The sequence below is a fragment of the Synechococcus sp. KORDI-52 genome, from assembly GCF_000737595.1.
Taxonomy (GTDB): Bacteria; Cyanobacteriota; Cyanobacteriia; order PCC-6307; family Cyanobiaceae; genus Parasynechococcus.
In genome coordinates this window covers 1,144,362-1,163,874 of sequence record NZ_CP006271.1, presented here as the reverse complement: position 1 = coordinate 1,163,874, position 19,513 = coordinate 1,144,362, and the positions used below count along the sequence as shown (strand labels likewise).

Annotated in this window: 16 protein-coding genes; 9 read left to right on the top strand and 7 right to left on the bottom strand. The window is 58.8% G+C overall.

The genetic code is table 11. From position 1 onward, the window contains the following. Positions 1-68 precede the first annotated feature (68 nt). Genes KR52_RS05845 through der form a run of 4 tightly spaced genes read right to left on the bottom strand, consistent with a single transcriptional unit; the run spans position 69 to position 3,296 of the window. Complete coding sequence (locus tag KR52_RS05845) at positions 69-731, bottom strand: YggS family pyridoxal phosphate-dependent enzyme (protein ID WP_084221949.1); 663 nt, start codon at positions 729-731, stop codon at positions 69-71. Positions 732-735: 4 nt separating this feature from the next. Further along, positions 736-1,002 (bottom strand): PipX family protein, encoded by a 267-nt coding sequence (locus tag KR52_RS05840; protein WP_038556922.1) that lies wholly within the window; start codon positions 1,000-1,002, stop codon positions 736-738. A 14-nt stretch (positions 1,003-1,016) separates the two neighbouring features. After that, positions 1,017-1,925 carry an energy-coupling factor transporter transmembrane protein EcfT gene (locus tag KR52_RS05835; RefSeq protein WP_038553604.1) on the bottom strand — a complete coding sequence of 303 codons (909 nt, stop codon included), beginning with the start codon at positions 1,923-1,925 and terminating at the stop codon, positions 1,017-1,019. 3 nt (positions 1,926-1,928) lie between these two features. Then, complete coding sequence (der, locus tag KR52_RS05830; protein ID WP_038553601.1) at positions 1,929-3,296, bottom strand: ribosome biogenesis GTPase Der; 1,368 nt, start codon at positions 3,294-3,296, stop codon at positions 1,929-1,931. Between the two features lie 48 nt (positions 3,297-3,344). Here der and KR52_RS05825 point away from each other — a divergent pair, with 48 nt between their 5' ends. Further along, positions 3,345-5,348, top strand: coding sequence for a glycosyltransferase (locus KR52_RS05825; RefSeq protein WP_038553598.1), 2,004 nt, complete (start codon positions 3,345-3,347; stop codon positions 5,346-5,348). A gap of 46 nt (positions 5,349-5,394) precedes the next feature. After that, complete coding sequence (locus KR52_RS05820) at positions 5,395-5,778, top strand: L,D-transpeptidase (RefSeq protein ID WP_038553595.1); 384 nt, start codon at positions 5,395-5,397, stop codon at positions 5,776-5,778. A gap of 1 nt (position 5,779) precedes the next feature. Here the strand turns inward: KR52_RS05820 and KR52_RS05815 are convergent, their stop codons facing one another. Continuing rightward, positions 5,780-6,247, bottom strand: coding sequence for a DUF1823 family protein (locus KR52_RS05815; RefSeq protein ID WP_038553593.1), 468 nt, complete (start codon positions 6,245-6,247; stop codon positions 5,780-5,782). Between the two features lie 6 nt (positions 6,248-6,253). On the opposite strand from KR52_RS05815, the gene dusB reads away from it, so the two are divergent. The 7 genes from dusB to KR52_RS05780 are packed head-to-tail and all read left to right on the top strand — an operon-like array spanning position 6,254 to position 17,387. After that, complete coding sequence (gene dusB, locus KR52_RS05810) at positions 6,254-7,255, top strand: tRNA dihydrouridine synthase DusB (protein ID WP_038553590.1); 1,002 nt, start codon at positions 6,254-6,256, stop codon at positions 7,253-7,255. Continuing rightward, positions 7,252-10,263: a rhamnan synthesis F family protein gene (locus tag KR52_RS05805; protein ID WP_038553587.1), complete on the top strand. Its 3,012-nt coding sequence runs from the start codon at positions 7,252-7,254 to the stop codon at positions 10,261-10,263. Before dusB ends, KR52_RS05805 begins: the two co-directional genes overlap by 4 nt. A gap of 8 nt (positions 10,264-10,271) precedes the next feature. After that, complete coding sequence (rfbA, locus tag KR52_RS05800) at positions 10,272-11,210, top strand: glucose-1-phosphate thymidylyltransferase RfbA (protein ID WP_038553586.1); 939 nt, start codon at positions 10,272-10,274, stop codon at positions 11,208-11,210. Then, positions 11,200-11,790 carry a dTDP-4-dehydrorhamnose 3,5-epimerase gene (rfbC, locus tag KR52_RS05795; RefSeq protein WP_038553584.1) on the top strand — a complete coding sequence of 197 codons (591 nt, stop codon included), beginning with the start codon at positions 11,200-11,202 and terminating at the stop codon, positions 11,788-11,790. Before rfbA ends, rfbC begins: the two co-directional genes overlap by 11 nt. Continuing rightward, entirely contained in the window at positions 11,787-12,674 is an 888-nt protein-coding gene (rfbD, locus tag KR52_RS05790; protein ID WP_038553582.1) for a dTDP-4-dehydrorhamnose reductase, read from the top strand. Before rfbC ends, rfbD begins: the two co-directional genes overlap by 4 nt. Before the next feature lie 57 nt (positions 12,675-12,731). Continuing rightward, a complete protein-coding gene (rfbB, locus tag KR52_RS05785; RefSeq protein ID WP_038553580.1) occupies positions 12,732-13,868 on the top strand; it encodes a dTDP-glucose 4,6-dehydratase in 1,137 nt (378 codons plus the stop codon). A gap of 33 nt (positions 13,869-13,901) precedes the next feature. Continuing rightward, a complete protein-coding gene (locus tag KR52_RS05780) occupies positions 13,902-17,387 on the top strand; it encodes a rhamnan synthesis F family protein (protein WP_038553577.1) in 3,486 nt (1,161 codons plus the stop codon). A 27-nt stretch (positions 17,388-17,414) separates the two neighbouring features. Here KR52_RS05780 and KR52_RS05775 read toward each other — a convergent pair whose 3' ends face one another. Next, the gene (locus KR52_RS05775) at positions 17,415-18,623 is read right to left on the bottom strand and encodes a sugar ABC transporter (RefSeq protein ID WP_038553574.1); all 1,209 of its coding nucleotides are present in this window, start codon (positions 18,621-18,623) and stop codon (positions 17,415-17,417) included. Between the two features lie 42 nt (positions 18,624-18,665). Then, a complete protein-coding gene (locus KR52_RS05770) occupies positions 18,666-19,499 on the bottom strand; it encodes an ABC transporter permease (RefSeq protein WP_038553571.1) in 834 nt (277 codons plus the stop codon). Positions 19,500-19,513: the final 14 nt, after the last annotated feature.

Here is a 19,513-nt window from a genome sequence, read left to right as displayed (position 1 = left end):
TTCCTCTCGGTCTGAATGTGGTTCGAAAACCATGTCCCTGGATACCGTTTTCGCTGCGGCGGGGCAAGTCAATTCGCAGCTTCTGTTGACACCAATCTCGGGCCGAACAGTGCCGAGCCGATCCTGAGCCAGGTGCTTCCAGCGTTTGCCGCCTCCTGCCAGTCCATGCTCATCCCCATGGAGCACTCCGCCAACGCAAGCTGATCCGCCAGGGCACGGCAGTCGGAAAACAACGCCTTGCGCTGCTGGACGGCCATGTGGAGCGGCGCCATGGTCATCAGACCGGAAATCCGCAATCCCGGCAGAGCTTGCAGGTCTGACCAAATGGCACTGAGTTCGTCTGCCGACAAGCCCCCTTTGTTGGGATCGGGGCGGAGTTTCACCTGAAGCAGCACTTCGGGCTTCCGGGCCTCCTCCAGGGCGATGCGCGACACCCGTTCGGCCAACGGTAAGGAATCAACGGAGTGGATGACATCAAAGGCCTTCACCACGGGCCGAACTTTGTTGCTCTGCAGGCGACCGATGAAATGCCAGCGCAACTTCAGATCGACGAGCTCCTTCTGCTTCGCCAGAGCCTCCTGGAGGCGGCTCTCGCCGAAGTCACGCTGTCCAAACTTGGCCACGCAACGCAAGGAAGCGGCTGGGTGTCCCTTGCTCACCGCCAAAAGTTTCGCGGAGCAAGGGCGGTCAAGATGAAGCGCCTGCCAACGCGCAGCGAAGGAATCGTTCAAGGGTTCAGATGAACGTCTGATCGAAGAGCTGGCTCCAAGAGTCGAGGTCGTCCGCTCGATCCCGCCGGCAACGGCCCAGGTGAACCTCAGCGTGGTGACGGGCGTCGCCGTAGGGGATCACCTCAAACTGGGCGCCACGGGGCTGCAGGGTCACCAGGAAAAACATTCTCTGGGCGTACAACGTGGCGTAAACATCACGACCTTCCCCTGCAGGAGCCACGCGATAGAGCATCCCGAAGGTGGGGTGATTCAGATATCGCTCGGACGCCATGCCGTCATCAGATGTCATAGAGCACCGTACTGACCACGCAGCCCGATCACCACCATCAAGGCGACGATCGCCAGGGCGTTCAGCAGGGGCGCAGGTCGTTCAGGAGGCATACGGAAATACGACGGAGCCAGAATCCGTCCACCACGGGCCACCAGAGCATCGGCGCCCTGTTCAGCTCTCAGGAGAATATTGGCCAGCAGCCGCTCTCCAACCGCCAGCACCAGGCCGAAGCCAGCCTTGAAGCCCAGCTGGCGGAGGTTGACGGCACGGCTGGCGAGGGAGCGCAACAGGTTCTGGAGCTCCTCCTGAACGAGGGGCAGGAAACGAAGCGCCAGCAACAGTTGAAACCCCAGCCGCTCCGCGGGGAATCCCAGCCACTTCAAAGGCGCCAGACACCAATTGAGGGACCAGACCAGATCCTCCGGAGGCGTCGTGATCAGCATCAGATTGACGCTGTGAATCACCGTGAAGATCAGGGTCGACGTCCGCAGCCCCAGCACCGCTGAGGCCCGGTCCACCACCAGCGGGCCCAGTTTGAGACCGCCCAACTGAAGCGGGCCGAGACGCAGCAGATCCCAGGTAGGGCCTTCGGTCTCGAGCCCCGGAAGCTCGGCCGGATTTCGCAGCGAAAAGGCCGCAGGGGGATCCACAGCCGGCAACAGCATCGATAAGAGGCCCACCACGACGGCCAGGGCCGTCAGCACCAGCACAGACCGCCACCACAGCGTCCGGGCCAGACCACTGCCGAAGGTGATCAGCACCAGAGCCACCACCAGGCCAACACGCCAGAGGGGCCCCGCCAGAACAGGCGTGAGCAGAAAAACCAGGGACCAGGCCAGTTTCAGGCGAGGGTCCAAGCGCCGGAGCCAACCCGAGGAGCCATCGACGTATTGGCCCATGGGGACCTGGCGCAACCAGTCCATGGATCAGCCTTTGCGACTCTGCTGACGGGCCAGGTCGCGTTCGGCATCGCGCTGTTGCTTGCCGCGCCAGAACAGACGCAATGGGCTTCCATCGAAGCCAAGGCCTTCGCGGATCTGGCGCTCGACGTAGCGACGGTAGGTCTCACCAAACAGCTTGGGATCGTTGACGAACAGGGTGAAGCTGGGGGGGCGGCTGGCCACCTGGGTGCCGTAATAGAGCTTGCCTTGACGTCCACCTCGGGTGGTGGGAGGGCTGCGCCAGCTCAGGGCTTCTTTCAGCACCTCGTTCACAACGGAGGTGCTGACGCGGCGGCGGTGCTGTTCCACCGCCAGGGCGGCCAACGCAAAGATGCTCTCCACCCGCTGGCCCGTGAGTGCCGAGGTGAACAACATCGGAGCCCAGTCAAGGAAATAGAGCTTGGAACGCAGCTCCTTTTCCATCGCCGTCATGGTGTGGCTGTCCTTTTCAACGGCATCCCATTTGTTGACGACGACCACACAGGCCCGGCCGTCCTCCTCAATGCGGCCCGCCAGGCGCTGATCCTGCTCTGTGACGCCATCCAAGGCATCGATCACAAGCACGCAGACATCGCTGCGTTCGATCGCTTTGAAACTGCGATTGATGCCAAAGAATTCCGGCCCGTAATTCACGCTGCGTCGCCGGCGTATGCCCGCGGTGTCCACCAGACGCCAGGGGCGGTTTTCACGGGTGATGCTGGTGTCGATGGTGTCCCGGGTGGTGCCGCGGATCGGGCTGACAATCGCCCGCTGCTCGCCGCAGATGGCATTGAGCAGACTCGACTTTCCAACATTTGGGCGACCGATGATGGCCATCTGTATCGGCTCCTCCTCATCACCCTCCTGATCCTTCGGAGGGAAGAAGGTGAGCACCTGATCCAGCAGTTCTCCGGTGCCCGCCCCGTGGATGGCCGAAATCGGATGGGGCTCACCCAGCCCAAGGCTCCAGAATTCGCCGGCCATGGCCAGGCCCTGTTCCGGCGACTCGCACTTGTTCACCGCCAGAAGCGTGGGACAGCGATGACTGCGCAGAAATTCAGCGATGGATTCATCAGCCGCCGTGAGGCCCTGCTGACCATCCACAATCACCAGGGCCACACTGGCTTCCTCAAGAGCGAGAGCCGCCTGCTCCCGGATCTCCGGCAGGAACTCACTGTCATCGTCGAAGACCAGTCCACCGGTATCAACAACCTTGAAGTCCCGATCCCCCCAGTAGCCGTCTTGGTAGGTGCGATCACGGGTCACACCGGGTTGATCGTGGACAATGGCCTCCCGGCTGCGGCATAACCGATTCACCAGGGTCGACTTACCGACATTGGGGCGTCCGATGATTGCGACGACAGGACGCGCCAAGGGTTGTAACGGCCAATCGCTAACCCTACAGAGACGCCCCGAACGTCCATGAGCCTGCTGCTCCTGCTGTGGCCTCTGCTGCTGACACGACGCCCTGAGCAGGGATCACCGATCTGGGCCCGCCGCAGCCTGATCCTGCTGATCACGCTGCTGACGCTTCGCTATCTGCACTGGCGCTGCACCTCAAGCCTGAACCTGGACACCACCCTGTCCACGCTGCTCAGCCTGGTTTTACTGATGGCGGAAGGCTGGTTGCTGCTGACAGGCCTCGTTCCACTCTGGCTGGCCTGGCGAAGGTATCCCGACCGGCGCGAGCAGGCCGTTCAACAACGGCACGCCTGGTTGGCCAGCACCTGGCGCCCCTGCGTGGACATCCTGGTTCCCACCTACGGCGAACCGATCACGGTGCTGGAGCGCAGCCTCAAGGCCTGCCGTCGCCAGAGCTACCCCAACACCACCGTTTGGGTGCTGGACGACAGCGGACGGACTGAGGTGGAACAGCTCGCCCGTTCCCTGGGATGCCGCTACCGGCACCGACCGGAACGGGCGAATGCGAAGGCAGGAAATCTGAATGACGGCCTCCGGATCAGCGAGGGAGACCTGATTGCCGTCTTCGATGCTGACTTCATTCCCCAGGCGAGCTTCCTCGAGAACACGATCGGCCTGCTCATGGATCCTGAGGTCGCTCTGGTGCAGACCCCCCAGCACTGCATCAACGCCGATCCAGTGATGCGCAACCTGGCCATGGAACGCTGGATGCTGCCCGATGAAGAGAGTTTCTACCGCTGGATCGAGCCGGTGCGGGACGGCTGGGGCGCCGTGGTCTGTGCAGGCACCTCATTTCTGGTTCGACGTCGGGCCCTCGAATCGATTGGAGGCTTTGCAGAAGACGCCCTGTCCGAAGACTTCGTCACCGGTATTGCCCTGCGTGAGAAAGGATGGCGCCTGCTGTATCTGCAGCAGAAACTCAGCGCCGGACTGGCCGCCGAGCGCATGCTTGATTTCGTGCGCCAACGCCAACGGTGGGCCCGTGGAACCCTGCAGAGCCTGCAACTGCCCAAGGGTCCGCTGCGGGCCCGCAACCTGAGCTGGGGCGTGCGGCTGGCCTATCTGGAAGGCGTGATCCATTGGGTCAACAACCTGCCGAGGCTGCTGCTGATGCTGATGCCCCTGTGCATCGGCCTGTTTGGGGTGGTGCCCATCAAAATCTCGGCAGCGGCTCTGCTTGAGCTGCTGCTACCGCTATGGGGGACCGTTCTGCTCAGCATCGGCTGGCTGAATCGAAGCAGCCGAGCTGCTCTGCTCAGCGAGCTCACCGGTTGGGTCCTCACAGTGCCCCTGGTGAGCACTCTTGTGCTGCGGCCCAAAGGATTTCGCGTCACCCCCAAGCACCAAGCGCATCAACAGGGGGGCTGGACCTGGTCCCTGGCTCTGCCCCTGGTGCTGCTGAGTGGCCTCAACGCGGCCAACCTGATCGGGATTCTGCGCCAAGGGACCCGACCCGAGCAGCTGAACGCAGAGGGCTGGGGGCTGGGTCTGGTCTGGGGTGGGCTGAACCTGCTGGGAACCCTGGTGGCCCTTCGGGCCTGCTGGGACCCGCCTCAGGAGGACCCAACACCCTGGTTCGCGGTGGAAACAACAGGATTCATCAGCCATTCAGGAGCTGAGACAGAGACCTGCCGCATCTCAGCCATCAGCGAGAAAGGCGCTGAACTGGAGCTGCAACCGGGCACGACAACTTCTGCAGCCGGCAAGGCTGTCCTGCGCTGGGACGGACAACCAACACCGCTTCCAATCCGGCCGATGGCATGGCAGGGGTCCCGCATCTGCTTCGCCTGGCACGAACCCTCCCCGGAGCAGCGCGAAGCCTTGGAGCATTGGCTCTATCAACGGCAGGGCTGCTGGGTTGACCGTGAACCGCCGACGGAATGGCGCGCCCTGCTGGCGCTGCTGAAGCGGGCGCTCTTGGGAGCTCCGGCTCCGGCACCACTGCGGCGAAGCCTGGTGCCGATCGCCAGCGGAACCGAAATTCTTTCAGGGCGAGACAAATGAGTCTCAAGCGAGACGGCTAGGGCGGAATCAGTGTGTCTCCATCGCCATGCTCGAGCTCGTTGCCAGCCTTGTGGTCGACCTTTCCGACCAGCGCCTGACTGTTTACAACAGCGAACAGGAGGTGGTTCGTGTGATTCCGGTCAGCACCGGCAAAGCCTCAACCCCAACACCGATCTTCAACAGCAAGGTTTATACGAAGTACCGATCCACCACGATGTATGGACGCACTTACACCGTTCCAGGGGTGCCGTTCACGATGTGCGTGAGCGCGAACGAAGCCATCTGCCTCCATGCCGCCCCGTGGCAGGAAAACGCTGGGCAACCCTTCGGCGTGCCCCGCAGCCATGGCTGCGTGCGCATGCCGATGAACCACGCCCGCTGGTTGTTCCACAACACTCCAAAGGGGACGCCGATCACGATTCAGGCCTGAATCACCGCACCGGCAGATCGCCGGGGTGCCCCTGCACTGGATCGGCTGGAGCTGGAAGTTCCGGCCCCAGGGGGCCCTGCTCGGGCAGGGGCTCGCCCTGCTGGGCCAGCCAGGCCAACAGCCAGTTCACGGCTGTGGCTCGCCGGGTGCGGCGGGGGTACAGCTCACCGATCCGGTAACCCGCGAAGTTGAGCTGTTGCTTGAGCAACTGCTTGTGTTCCTTGAGAATTGAGCGGGTCAATCGAACCGAGGCTGGACGCTCGGCGATCAACTCGGGAGCCTGGGGAAAGGCATCCGCCCAATCCGGCGGCGTCTCGGGGCCGGCGCACCACTGCGGTTCAGCAGGCCGATAACCCAGACGTTCCCAGATCCTTTCGCAGACAAAGCGATCGCTGCAGCGGTCCTCGAGGATCTGCAACAGCAACGAACGACTGAGCGGCCAGGGCATGTCGATTGCGTTGTGCAGCATGGACCCATGATTGCTTCACCCCCTCTGCAGCTTCCCGGCCATGGGACCGCGCGTCAGCTGCGCTGCCGCGTCTTGCAGTCGCCGCTGGCAGGGGTGAGCGATCGAATCTTTCGCAGCCTGGTGCGGCGCTGGGCGCCCGACGCGCTGCTGTTCACCGAAATGGTGAATGCCACCAGCCTCGAGATGGGGCATGGGCTCTGCAAGGTGGAGTCGCTCGCCGAGGAATCCGGCCCCATCGGCGTGCAACTGTTTGACCATCGCCCCCAGGCCATGGCCGATGCGGCACGACGGGCTGAAGCCAGTGGTGCCTTCTTGATCGACATCAACATGGGCTGCCCTGTGCGCAAGATTGCACGCAAAGGTGGGGGTTCCGGGTTGATCCGTGATCCCGAGCTGGCCATCCGGATCGTGGAAGCGGTGGCAGACGCCGTGGCCGTGCCCGTCACCGTAAAGACACGCCTGGGTTGGTGCGGCAGTGATGCCGATCCCGTGCACTGGTGCCAACAGCTGGAACAAGCCGGTGCACAACTGCTCACCCTGCATGGGCGCACCCGCGAACAGGGCTTCAAGGGCGCTGCGGACTGGAGCGCGATTGCCAAGGTCCGAGAAGCCCTCACCATCCCCCTGATCGCGAATGGCGACATCAACAGCCCCGACGATGCCCTGCGCTGCCTGAATCAGACCCATGCAGCGGGCGTGATGGTGGGCCGGGGAACCATGGGAGCCCCATGGCTGGTGGGACAGATCGACGCGGCATTGACCGGTCGTGCGATCCCCTCCACGCCCAAGCCGTCAGCCCGGCTTGCGCTGGCCCGCGATCAACTGGACGGCCTGGTGCAGGATCGCGGCGATCATGGGCTGCTGATCGCCCGCAAACACATGGGCTGGACCTGCACGGGCTTCCCCGGCGCCTCGCGACTGCGTCATGACCTCATGCGGGCCCCTACACCCGCCCAGGCGAGGGAGCTGCTGACCCAGCAGATCGATGCCCTCGCCGCGTCCGCTTGACTGGACGCCCCGACGATCAGGGCGTGAAACCTGCAAGCGGCCAAAACAACAGCACGCTTGATGCCCAGGCCTGGCAGCGCTGGCGGTCGGGTCGCGCCAGCGCCGAGGAGATCGAGCGTTGGCAACAACAGCTCCACCAGCAGCTCCCCTTGCTCCCACAAGAGCTGCTGGACCCTTCCTTGCTGCCCATCGCCCTGTTGCGCAACCCGAGCCAGTGGTCTCCGGAAGACAGCGGGTTGGATCCCGTCGATCTTCTGGCCTGCCATCGGGACCTCACGGACACCAAGCAACTGCTGAGCAGCGGCCGGCTGGGCGAGATCGCCCTGGGAGAGCGCAGCCTGTTCACGGATCTGCCGCCGGTGCACCTCCAGGCCTACCGGGATGGGTTGAGACCAGCGGCACGTGAAGGCTCCCTCAGCGCCCTGGAGCACCTGGGCAGCATCGGCCGTCAACGCTTCCAGCAGCGACGCCCCCTGGGCATGGATCTCGATCGCTACCAGCCCCCGATCCCAGACCCAGCTCCAAATGGGCCCATCCCCTCAGCGGCCACGGTGTTGGTGGTTCTCCACCCAACCCGACAAGAAGCAGAGGCCGCGTCGGCCCGCAGCTCACAACCGGAAGGGTGGGGCCAGATCCGGCACGCCTCCCTCGAGGATCCCTCTGGATGGATCGGAGCGCCGTTCCCAGAAAGCAACACCCTGATCAGCTTCTGCCACGCCAGTGATCAGCTGGATCCCCAAGCGGACATGCGCATGGCCCACTGTGCGGCGCAACACCCTGAAGCGGTCTTGCTCACCAGCGATGAAACCCTGCGCTGGAGTGACGACCCAGACATTCCGGCGGGAAATCGCCAGAACAGGACAGCGATCACACCCTTGCGTCTGCTCTGCCGGGGATGCATCGGCGGCCTGGTGACGATCCGCTGGTCAACACTGCAACAGCTGACCCTGCCGGCATCCACCGGTTCGTTGCATGCCCTGCTGCTGGATCTGGCGCTGCAGGTTTGCCGTCGCGGCGACCCCGTTGCCCACTGCCCGGAGGTGTTGCTGCAGCGATCCATCCGGGCGAACCCGACCGTGCCCGACGTTGCCTCCCCGGCCGACCGCCACTGCTGGTCCGGCGAACTCAGCGCTGAGATCCTGGCCATCACCCAGCGGCACAGCCCAGGCTTCCTGGTGCCGGGTGGGGAGCTCACTCCCTCTCAATCGCTGAGCGCCTGCCATCAGCTGCAGCTCCGCGCGGACCCCAGGGTTCTGGTGTCGGTTCTGATCCCATTTCGCGACCGGGTGGATCTCACCCAAAGCTGTGTCGCCTCGCTGCGCCGCTGTGCCGGAGCTGTGGCCTACGAGCTGATCCTGATCGACAACGGCAGTGAGGAGGCCGCCACCAAGGCCTGGCTGGAGGAACAGGCACAGCTCGATGACGTGGGCGTGGTGCGGGTGGACGAACCGTTCAACTATTCGCGGCTCAACAACATCGGCCGCCGCCATGCCCGTGGCAGCCACTTGTTGCTGCTGAACAACGACATCGAATTCCGATCCGCCGAGGTGCTCCAGGCCCTGCTGGACTCTTTCGCCTACCGCGGCACCACTGCCGTGGGAGCCAAGCTGCACTACCCCGACGGGAGCATCCAGCATCAGGGGGTCGCCCTGGTGAAGGGAGAGCGGCGCTGTGTGGTGGAGCCCGGCAAACACCTGCATAGCCCCCCCGTGCTGGCCACGCTGACACCCCTGCTGGTGCAGGAGGAGTTCACTGCAGCAACCGGAGCCTGCCTGATGCTCCGCAGCAGCGATTTCGATCGGATCCAAGGCTTTGATGAAAATCTCGCCGTGGTGTTCAACGACGTGGATCTCTGCCTGCGCCTGAGGCAGAGCGGTGGTTCAGTGGTCGTGACCCCCTTTGTGGAGATCGTTCATCACGAATCGATCAGCCGCGGCAAGGATCGGGAAGGCGCTGCGCTGGCTCGGCATCAACGGGAATCCGGTCAGCTGAGGGCCAAGCACGCCGGGCTGTTTGCGGCAGGCGATCCCCTCACCAGCCAGCGGATTCATCCCCACAGCAACCGCTACCAACCCCGGGAACCCGCACCGCGCTCGAAAGGTCCGGTGGACGATGCCGTGCTGATGCACTGGAGGGATCCGAACTTCCAACCCAGCCGTCAACGACCGATCGTTGTGCTGGCGCACTTTTCAGCCGACAACCGGTTTCGGGACGACCTCTTCCCCCTGATTGACGAGTACCGACGCTTCGCCGATGTGATCGTTGTGTCGTCAGCCAGCGGGCTGCGCTGGCACCCGAGAACTCTGCATCGGCTGCGCCAACGCTGTGCCGCGATCGTGATCCGGCGCAACCAGGGCTATGACTTCGGCAGCTGGAACGCAGCACTGAACCTGTATCGGCAGGACATTGATCAAGCAGCGTTTCTGGTGCTCACCAACGACAGCTTCTGGGGACCGATCACCCCCCTCGACGATCTGTTCCAACGCATGCACGCCAGCACAGCGGATGTGATTGGGCTGACGGACGATCTGATGTACGAACCGCATCTGTCGTCCGCCTTCACCGCTTACAAACCAGCGGCTCTGAAGTGCCAGGCCTTCAACCGCTTCTGGGAGTCCCTGCAGATCTGGCCCCGCAAACGGGATCTGGTCAAACAATGCGAAGTGGGCCTGCCGGTGCAGCTGCGCGCAGCGGAACTGAAGCTCGAGAGCCTCTACACCCACAACGCCAACGGAAATGTTCTGCACTACGACTGGAAGCACCTGATTGAGGAACGGGGCTTCCCCTTCCTCAAGGTGAGCCTGCTGCGCGACAACCCCACACGGCAACCGGTCGACAGCTGGCGCGAGGTGATCGGCCAACGCAACCCTCAGCTGGCGGCCAGCATCGAACGCCAACTGCGGCCGAAACCAGAGTTAAAGCGACTGCTTGAACGGCTGCGCCGTCGACTGAATGTAAGTGATCGCAAGGGGTCTCGTGCTGTAATAGCGCCGACTTCACCGCGGTGAGCCAGTCGATGAAAACCGCATCCAAGCGACGGGGGATAATCCTGGCTGGCGGGAGCGGCACGCGGCTGCATCCGATCACCCAGGCCGTCAGCAAACAGCTACTGCCGGTTTACGACAAGCCGATGATTTATTACCCCCTCAGCACCCTGATGCTGGCGGGGATCCGCGAGGTGCTGATCATCACCACTCCCCACGACAGGGAGGCTTTTCAGCGCTTGCTCGGTGATGGCAGCCGCTGGGGCATGACGATCGAATACGCCGTACAGCCGAGCCCGGACGGTTTGGCCCAGGCGTTTTTGATTGGTGCCGACTTTCTGGCCGGCCACCCCGCCGCGCTGGTGCTGGGGGACAACCTCTTCCATGGGCACGATCTGGTGCCCCAACTGGTGAACAGCAACGGGCAAGCCCAAGGGGCGACGGTGTTTGCCTACCCCGTCAGTGATCCCGAGCGTTATGGCGTGGCCGAATTCGATGCCAATGGCCAGGTGCTGAGCCTGGAGGAAAAACCTCAGAAGCCCAAGAGCCGCTATGCCGTTACCGGGCTGTACTTCTACGACGACAGCGTCGTGGAACGGGCCCGCCAGGTGAAGCCTTCATCGCGTGGCGAGCTGGAGATCACTGATCTCAATCAGATGTATCTGACTGAAGGGCTGCTGCGGGTGGAACTGATGGGTCGTGGCATGGCCTGGCTCGACACCGGCACCTGCGATTCCCTCAACGATGCCGGCAGCTACATCCGCACGCTCGAACATCGCCAGGGGCTCAAGGTGGGCTGCCCGGAGGAGGTGGCCTGGCGCCAGGGCTGGATCACCGCAGAACAGTTGAATCAGCTGGCGCAGCCCCTCAAGAAGAGTGGCTACGGCTCCTATCTCCTGCAAATGCTCGAGGAGAGCGTGAGCGATCACGCGGCCCTGCAATCCAGCCTGGAGGTGAGTCATGCAGCTTGAACAACTCAACACACCGTCCGGCGCGGTGATGCAGGGCCCCCTGCTGATCACGCCCCAGGCCTTTGGCGATGACCGTGGCTGGTTCTTCGAAAGCTGGAACCAACACAAATTCAATGAAGCGGTGGGCGAATCGGTGCTGTTTTCGCAAGACAACCACTCCCGCTCGATCCAGGGTGTGCTTCGCGGACTGCACTACCAGCTCGCACCAGAACCCCAAGCGAAGCTGGTGCGTGCCTCGGTCGGAGCGATTTACGACGTGGCTGTCGACATCCGGAGCGGCTCCCCCACCTACGGCGCCTGGATCGGCGCCGAACTGAGTGCCGACAACAAATGCCAGCTTTGGATTCCCGAGGGCTTCGCCCACGGCTTTCTCACCCTCAGCGAGGTGGCTGAGGTGCAATACAAGGCGCGCGGGTTCTGGAACAAATCCTGTGAACGGGCCATCGTCTGGAATGACCCGGATCTGGCCATTGCCTGGCCGATTGATCGGCTGCAGAGCGCCGAGGTAAGCCTCTCAAGCAAAGATGCCAAAGCAGCAGGGTTCAAAGTCGCTGCAGCAGCTGGAGACGTTTTCCCATGAAGGTGCTGCTCACCGGAGCTGGCGGTCAGCTGGGCCAGGCTCTGATCGCTTCCGCCCCTGAGGGAATCGACCTGGTGGCCACCAGCCGTCAGCAGCTTGATCTGGCGGACCCTGAAGCCTGCCGCAGCGCCGTGGAACAGCACCAACCCGACTGGGTCCTCAACGCCGGTGCTTACACAGCGGTGGACAAGGCCGAGTCGGAGCCCGATCTGGCCCACGCCGTGAATGCCGGGGCACCGGAAGCCTTCGCCCGCGCTCTTGATCAACAAGCGAGAGGACGCCTGCTCCAGATCAGCACCGACTTCGTCTTCAATGGAACCCAGGGGACGCCGTATCAACCCGAGCAGGCCCGCGACCCTCTCGGTGTTTACGGGGCCAGCAAAGCTGCTGGAGAAGCCGCGGTCCAATCGATTTTTGGAACAGAAGGCCGGGGCCTGATCCTGCGCACCAGCTGGGTGATCGGGCCCGTAGGCAAAAACTTTGCCCTCACCATGCTCCGCCTCCACCGGGAACGGGACCAACTGGGTGTTGTCGCCGATCAGGTGGGCTGTCCCACAAGCACGCTCAACCTCGCTCAAGCCTGTTGGCAAACCCTTCAGATCGCAGGTGACAGCGACTTGCCAGCTGTGATGCATTGGAGTGATGCCGGCGCCGCCAGCTGGTACGACGTGGCGGTGGCCGTTGGCCAAATCGGTGCTGACGTGGGGCTGATCGACACGCCCGCAGCCGTTCAACCGATCACCACAGCGGACTACCCCACCCCTGCAGAACGGCCGGCCTATTCCCTCCTTGACTGCACCGCCACCCGATCCGCCCTGGACCTCAACGGCGAGCACTGGCAGCAAGCTCTGAAGACCGTGTTGCAGCAATTCAAAACGCCATGAAGGGCGACTGAGTTCAACACCCCAACCCCAGACAACGCCCCACCCACGCTCTCACCAATGGTTTCGTCCATGCCTTCCGCCTCCGACCTGCTGGGAGATCGCCGCAGAGTTCTGGTCACCGGAGGTGCCGGCTTCATCGGCGGTGCCGTCGTCCGCAGGCTGTTGCGGGAGACCACAGTCACCGTCTTCAATCTCGACAAGATGGGCTACGCCAGCGACCTGTCCTCGATTGAGGAGGTGCTGAGCGAGCTGGGGGGCGCGGCGAACGATCGCCACAACCTTCAGCAGGTGGATTTGACCGATGCCGCTGCCGTTGAGGCTGCGGTGCAGGCGGCCGACCCCGATCTGGTGATGCACCTGGCAGCGGAGAGCCACGTGGATCGATCCATTTCCGGCCCTGGTGTGTTCATCGAGAGCAACGTCAACGGCACCTACAACCTGCTGCAGGCGGTGCGGGGCCACTACGAAGGCTTGAGCGGTGAACGCCAGGACGCCTTCAGGATGCACCACATCAGCACCGATGAAGTCTTTGGTTCATTGGGCTCCGAAGGGCGCTTCTCGGAGACAACGCCCTACGACCCCCGCAGCCCCTACTCCGCCAGCAAGGCGGCCAGTGATCACTTGGTCCAGGCCTGGCACCACACCTTCGGCCTGCCCGTGGTGCTGACCAACTGCTCCAACAACTACGGCCCCTGGCAGTTCCCGGAAAAGCTGATTCCAGTGGTCACCTTGAAAGCGGCTGGCGGGGAGTCGATTCCGCTCTACGGCGATGGGCTGAATGTGCGGGATTGGTTGTACGTGGAAGACCACGTCGATGCCCTGCTGCTGGCCGCCTGCAAAGGCAAATCCGGCAGCAGTTACTGCGTGGGTGGCCACGGGGAACGCACGAACAAGGAAGTCGTTGACGCCATTTGCACAGAGCTTGATCAGAGCTGCCCTGCATCAGCTCCCCACGCCAATTTGATTACACCGGTCACAGACCGCCCAGGCCATGACCGCCGCTACGCGATTGATCCAAGCCGCATCAGTTCCGAGCTGGGCTGGAGCCCTCGCCACAACGTGGAACAGGGCTTGGCGGAGACCGTGCGCTGGTACCTGACGAATCAGGAGTGGTGCACCAAAGTGCGTCAGAAAGCGGGCTATGACGGCAGCAGATTGGGCATAAAAACAACGCAAGGCCAAGCGTGTGAATGATAAATTGCATAGTGATTCTTCGAGATCAGCTAGATGAGCGGCATGCCTAAACAACGTCGCTCGCTCTCCCCTTTCTCCAACGCGACACGCAAGGCATTCATGCGCTCTGCTTCTGCATTGGGCAGATCAAAAATATTACCCAGAAAGCTTCGAAATCAACTGAATCGACTAGGGAAAGACAAACACCAGAACCAGCCCAACAACAGGCGCAAAAAAACAACTCCCGAATTGCAGGAATACATCAAAAGCCTGCAAAGCGAAGGTACAAGCAAGAGGATTGTTCGCGACTTCCGCGAATTAGCTCACTACGCTTATGTTTTTGACATTGAACACTACAAATCCCAACTCGAGCTCGAAGAAGCAGGGAAACTACAAAGCATCGGTGATGTGATTCTTCATTACTGCACATCAGGCTGCCGAGAGGGCATAGATCCGAGCAATTTATTCGAAACAGAAAATTACTTGAGCAAATATCCCGACGTCAAAGCGAGTGGGCTCAACCCGATGGTGCACTGCTTCAAATTCGGAATGAACGAACGCCGCTTTTCGATGGATAACATCCATTTCATGCGAAAGATGGCCGACATCAAACGAGCCGAAAAAAGTATCGAAAATTCCATTATAGACGATCTAAAAGGAAAAAGAGTTGGCGTTTTCCTGCATATCTTCTACCCTGAGCTTGGCGAAACAATCGCCTCATACCTTAAGAACATACCGTGCAGAATTGACGTCTTCATTTCCACAAAAGAAGATTCAATCCAGATTCTGAAGCACATTTTTTCTCAAGTCGACAATGCGCAGAAGGTTGAAGTCAGGCACTTTAGCAATATCGGCCGTGACGTTGCCCCATTCATCGTTGGCTTCAAGGATGAAATACCCAACTACGACCTCATCCTGAAGCTCCACTCCAAAAAAAGCCCCCACAGCAACGCCCTCAGCGGCTGGTTCCTCCACTGCCTGGACAACCTGATTGGCAGCAAAACCATTGCAGCCACCAACCTCAAGGCTCTTCAATCACCAGACATCGGCATTGTCTATCCGGTCGAGAACTATGCTCTCAGCCTCGGGATCAAGCACGATTCCTGCTGGGGCCATGAGGATGGCAACTACACGAAAGCCAGCCCCTTCCTCAAACGTTTCAATCTCGACCACATCACACGAGACAGCCAGTTCCGCTTCCCAACAGGAACGATGTTCTGGTGCAAGCCAGACCTGCTCAGGCCGATTCTTGACTGGAATCTCAGCTGGCACGACTTTGACGAGGAAGGCGGTCAGATCGATGGGACGATCGCCCATAGCATTGAACGCCTTATCGGGCTGTCAACAACTGAAATATGCAATCAAAAGCTGCTAACAACATACTGCGGGTACTTCCTTTCAAAACAACATCTTACGGACAAATCAATTATTGAAGGTCGAAACAAGCTGAAAATTCAAGGGTTTGAGAAGGTTATTCAATTCAAATCCAAGGAACTGGATCCAGATTGGTCACTCAAGAACAACACCAACCCTAAATCCCTACACATCCATTGGGTCATCCCTAATTTCACACCTGGCCTTGGTGGCCACATGACCATTTTCAGGACCATTGATTATCTGGAACGCTGTGGTCACCAATGCACAATCTGGGTTCATTCAGAGCTCAAAGGGAACGACAAGCCAAGTCGCCTCAGCAGTCTCCATAAGCGTGTCATCGACCAGGCCTTCATTCCACTCAAAACAGATCAGGTTTACATGCTGGGCAACAACCAGGACGACCTCGATCGCGTCAGCGGCGACATTGTCATCGCCACTGACCGCATGAGCACCTATCCCGTGCTTGGGATGAAAAAGTTTCAGAAAAGATTTTACTTTGTTCAGGACTATGAAGCCTATTTTTTCGCGCGAGGAAGCTCCAGCATCCTCACCGAACAATCCTACGCATCTGAAAATAACTTTTCCTGCATCTGTGCCAGCCCTTGGCTGAAACAGAAGATGGAAAGCTTTGGCAATTCGGCCATCTCTTTCCCCCTAGCAGTCGACCACGATGTTTACCACCCCGACAACACTCAGAAACGCAGCAGTCATGCCATTGCCTTCTATGTGAGGCGTAGCACGCCAAGACGACTCTATGAACTGGGGCTTCTTGCCCTGAGAGCTTTGTTTGATCTGGGGGACTACTTCGAGATCATCACCTTCGGCGAAACAGATCTACCCGATCTTGGAATTCCTGTGAAGGTGAAGCACGCTGGGATTCTTGAAGCCGATGACCTAGCCAACCTCTATCGCCAGTGCACGGTCGGATTCGTCCTATCGGGAACCAATTACTCCCTGGTTCCCAACGAAATGATGGCCTGCGGACTGCCCGTTGTTGATATCGATGCCGAACACACGCGGGTCTCCTATCAACCGGAAACCGCTGTCCTGGCGAAAGCGACACCAGCAGACCTTGCATCGGCCTTGAGCCTTTTGTTGAACGATTCGACATTCAGGGCACGCACCACAAGAGCAGGGCTCGCCGCCACTGAGCATCTCAACTGGGATTCCTCCAACAAATTGGTTGAGGCCTACATTCAGGAATCGCTTCCCTCCGCGCCAACATCACAACACTTGGAGCCAGCGGTGCCCCTGGTGACGATCGTCGTTCCCGTTTACAACGGGGGTGCAATGCTCAGAGCCGTTGTTGAGTCTTGTCTCGCACAGGATCTCGATCAGCCCTTTGAAGTGTTATTGATCGACAGTGAGTCCAGCGATGGATGCCTTGACGGGTTACCAGAGGATGAACGGCTCCGCCTGCACAAAATTCGCAAAAAGGATTTTGGCCATGGGCGTACCCGTAACCTGGGGGTGAAGCTTGCCCGAGGCGAATACGTCGCCTTCATCACGCAAGATGCTATTCCTGCGAATCGCATGTGGCTGATGAATCTGATCGCCCCCCTCCAGAAAGACCCCGGTGTGGCCGGTGTTTTCGGATGCCACATGGCGCATACCACCCATGGACAACTCACCGCCCATGATCTCGATCAACATTTCAATCGTTGGATTTTCAGAAGCCATCGCCAACCGATCGAACTGGAAGTAGGTCGACAAACCAGCAATGGTGTTGTCTCGAGCCATGAACGCTTCTACTCCGACAACAATTCTTGCCTAAGAAAATCCATTTGTGAAACTCTGCCTCTTCCAGACGTTGTTTATGGCGAGGATCAATTGTGGGCGCGTGAAATTCTCAGGAGGGGGTATAAAAAAGCCTATGCATCAACAGCAGTGGTTCGCCATTCCCATGAATATGGTTTCCGTGAAACCGTTATACGTGCCAATACAGAATGGCATTTTTACAACCAGCTCCTCGGCGAAAAGCTGCCTTCAACCAAACAAGAGGTTTTGCAAATGATTGAACGCTCTTGTGCCAACGACAAAAAAGCCCAGGAGTTATATCCAGATATCACCAATGATGACCTCATTTCACGCCGTCGGCTTCATTTTGCGCGAGCCTGTGGGTATTACCTGGCAGCCAAGGGGCATGGAAGCCTACGTCCTTGATTGAGGAAACGATGGTTGATCAGCGCGTTAACCCTTACGCATCGCGTTGAGAATAAATCCACCCACGCCCCAGGCAACAACAATGATCCCAACCGATCCCAAAAATGCTTGCCAACGCCAGTTTGAGTCGGCTTCAACAGGCATTTGAGCTTGGCTGAGAACAACCACAAATTTCAACTGACGGATGCTTTCCCGACGACTGTTATCCGCTGCAAGCCGAGCTGTTTGCAGTGTTTCTGTCGCAAATTCAACATCTGAAATCAACCCTGCTTCTTCAAGCACAAGAGCGTTCAAATCCCTCCCATTTTCGCTGACAGCTCTGCTCCTTTCTGCACGAATCTGCACCTCCAGTTCCTTCACTTGATCAGCGACAAATGCAACCTCAGGTGCATTTGGATCTCGATACTGACGGCGAAGTGCAGCCTCTTCCACTTTCAACTCAACAAGCTGAGATTCAAGGCCGGAAATGAACGAACTTGCTGCAGCCTGTTCAGTTTCAACACTTAGGTTGCCATTCTTTTTACGGAATGCCTCCAACTTGTTTTTCGCTTCTTTAAGATTGTTTTCCGCCAATTGAACTTCTTCTCTGGCGAATTTATTTTGGTCGGCATTGATAGACTGATTAACTTCATTAACGAAAAGTCGAGATTGTTTCAGCAACTCATTGTTGAGATTGAAAGCTTGTTCGGGACTAAATCCGGATGTCCTCAGAATCACTGAACCGCTCAAAGGCTGAGGGGTTGCAGACAGTTGCTTTCTGTAGAAGTTGAGCTGTTCCGGAACAGAGCTGTTGGAAGACAATCCAGCCCAAAGATCCGGAAATCTAGGCCTGTAATCCTGCTCAAGCGTCTTCCCATTAGGGAACAAGCGATTTTTGACAGCAGAAGATTCAAGATAAACCTGAAGATACTGACCATCCACCAGAGAGGTCAACACCTGGGGGGCCGATGCTGATCCCGCCAACACCGAAGCCGATCCTCCCTCAAGGGGCAAAGCCTGCTGAATCACAAACTCGGAAACAGCTGTATATCGATCACGACCAATCACAAAACAGTAGAGCGCCGAAGTTGCCAAAAAAGCTGTTAGCAATATCTTCGGCTTTGCAATCCCGTTCAGCCGCTCGCGCCAAGCCGGTGTTTGCTGATCAGGAGCCAGAGGACTGGGGATCAAGAATGACGACGGCGACTCATCCTCGAAAGATGATGGAGAGCTGGAGGGCTTGATGGATTCAGTCATTGGGAGAATTTAATTCAAGACGCGTGAAAGAACAACTACATGTCAATCATCACTAGCCTCAAGAAGCAAGTATTCGTTTGTTCGATATAGAATCAACGAAAAGCCGAGCGTAATCGTTGAACACCAGACCAAATAAGAGAGAGAAATATCCGGAATGGGATATTCGTTATTCATTGCATACCTGAAAAGCTCTACCGCATGGAGAATAGGATTCCATGTTATGTATGGTCTAGTATAAGCAGGAAGCTCAAAAGTAGCAAAAAATATTCCTGACGTAAAAATAATTATCCTTTGCAATAGCCTTTTAATGATCCTGGTGATCCATTTGTTCCATTGGCCGATGAAGACAAGGCATATGCCAAAGCCAATTGCCAATACAATCGTGAGCATATAGACAATGAATGCCAAGCCTGGGCTGTCAAGCTGAAATGACCATGTGAAGCACCACACCAGTCCCAAAAGCGCTAAAGAAATTGTCGAAATAGCCCTAATATCATTCACCAACAAGGCCAAAAGAATGTCCAATGGCCTGATTCTTCTGTAGTAAAGGGGTGCCCTTAATTTCAAGCCAGAAAGCGGCTTGATCGCCCCTTGCCGAAAGATGAAAGCAAGAGCAAACCCAGAGACGATAAAAATAACAATATTGAAATACATATCCGTTGACCCACCGGCTGCGAATCGATTTTGGCCCCTTAAAAAACTAAAGCCTACGCGCATTGCAATAAAGAACAACATGATCTGCAATGGCGAAACAATGCTCTCCCATGCCCCTATTGAAGTGCCTGTTGATTTTCTATCATTCTGATAGGTGGCAATGGCGAGAACAATGGCAACCTGACGCCAAATTGAACTGTAAAGTTTGCGGAAAAAATTCATCGATGTATTTCCCC

What these genes read in the sequence shown, in the direction of transcription:
- KR52_RS05840 (WP_038556922.1), bottom strand. Translation starts at nt 1,002, where the DNA reads ATGGCGTCCGAGCGATATCTGAATCACCCCACCTTCGGGATGCTCTAT.
- KR52_RS05835 (WP_038553604.1), bottom strand. Translation starts at nt 1,925, where the DNA reads ATGGACTGGTTGCGCCAGGTCCCCATGGGCCAATACGTCGATGGCTCC.
- KR52_RS05825 (WP_038553598.1), top strand. Translation starts at nt 3,345, where the DNA reads ATGAGCCTGCTGCTCCTGCTGTGGCCTCTGCTGCTGACACGACGCCCT.
- KR52_RS05820 (WP_038553595.1), top strand. Translation starts at nt 5,395, where the DNA reads ATGCTCGAGCTCGTTGCCAGCCTTGTGGTCGACCTTTCCGACCAGCGC.
- KR52_RS05815 (WP_038553593.1), bottom strand. Translation starts at nt 6,247, where the DNA reads ATGCTGCACAACGCAATCGACATGCCCTGGCCGCTCAGTCGTTCGTTG.
- dusB (WP_038553590.1), top strand. Translation starts at nt 6,254, where the DNA reads ATGATTGCTTCACCCCCTCTGCAGCTTCCCGGCCATGGGACCGCGCGT.
- rfbA (WP_038553586.1), top strand. Translation starts at nt 10,272, where the DNA reads ATGAAAACCGCATCCAAGCGACGGGGGATAATCCTGGCTGGCGGGAGC.
- rfbC (WP_038553584.1), top strand. Translation starts at nt 11,200, where the DNA reads ATGCAGCTTGAACAACTCAACACACCGTCCGGCGCGGTGATGCAGGGC.
- rfbD (WP_038553582.1), top strand. Translation starts at nt 11,787, where the DNA reads ATGAAGGTGCTGCTCACCGGAGCTGGCGGTCAGCTGGGCCAGGCTCTG.
- rfbB (WP_038553580.1), top strand. Translation starts at nt 12,732, where the DNA reads ATGGTTTCGTCCATGCCTTCCGCCTCCGACCTGCTGGGAGATCGCCGC.
- KR52_RS05780 (WP_038553577.1), top strand. Translation starts at nt 13,902, where the DNA reads ATGAGCGGCATGCCTAAACAACGTCGCTCGCTCTCCCCTTTCTCCAAC.
- KR52_RS05775 (WP_038553574.1), bottom strand. Translation starts at nt 18,623, where the DNA reads ATGACTGAATCCATCAAGCCCTCCAGCTCTCCATCATCTTTCGAGGAT.
- KR52_RS05770 (WP_038553571.1), bottom strand. Translation starts at nt 19,499, where the DNA reads ATGAATTTTTTCCGCAAACTTTACAGTTCAATTTGGCGTCAGGTTGCC.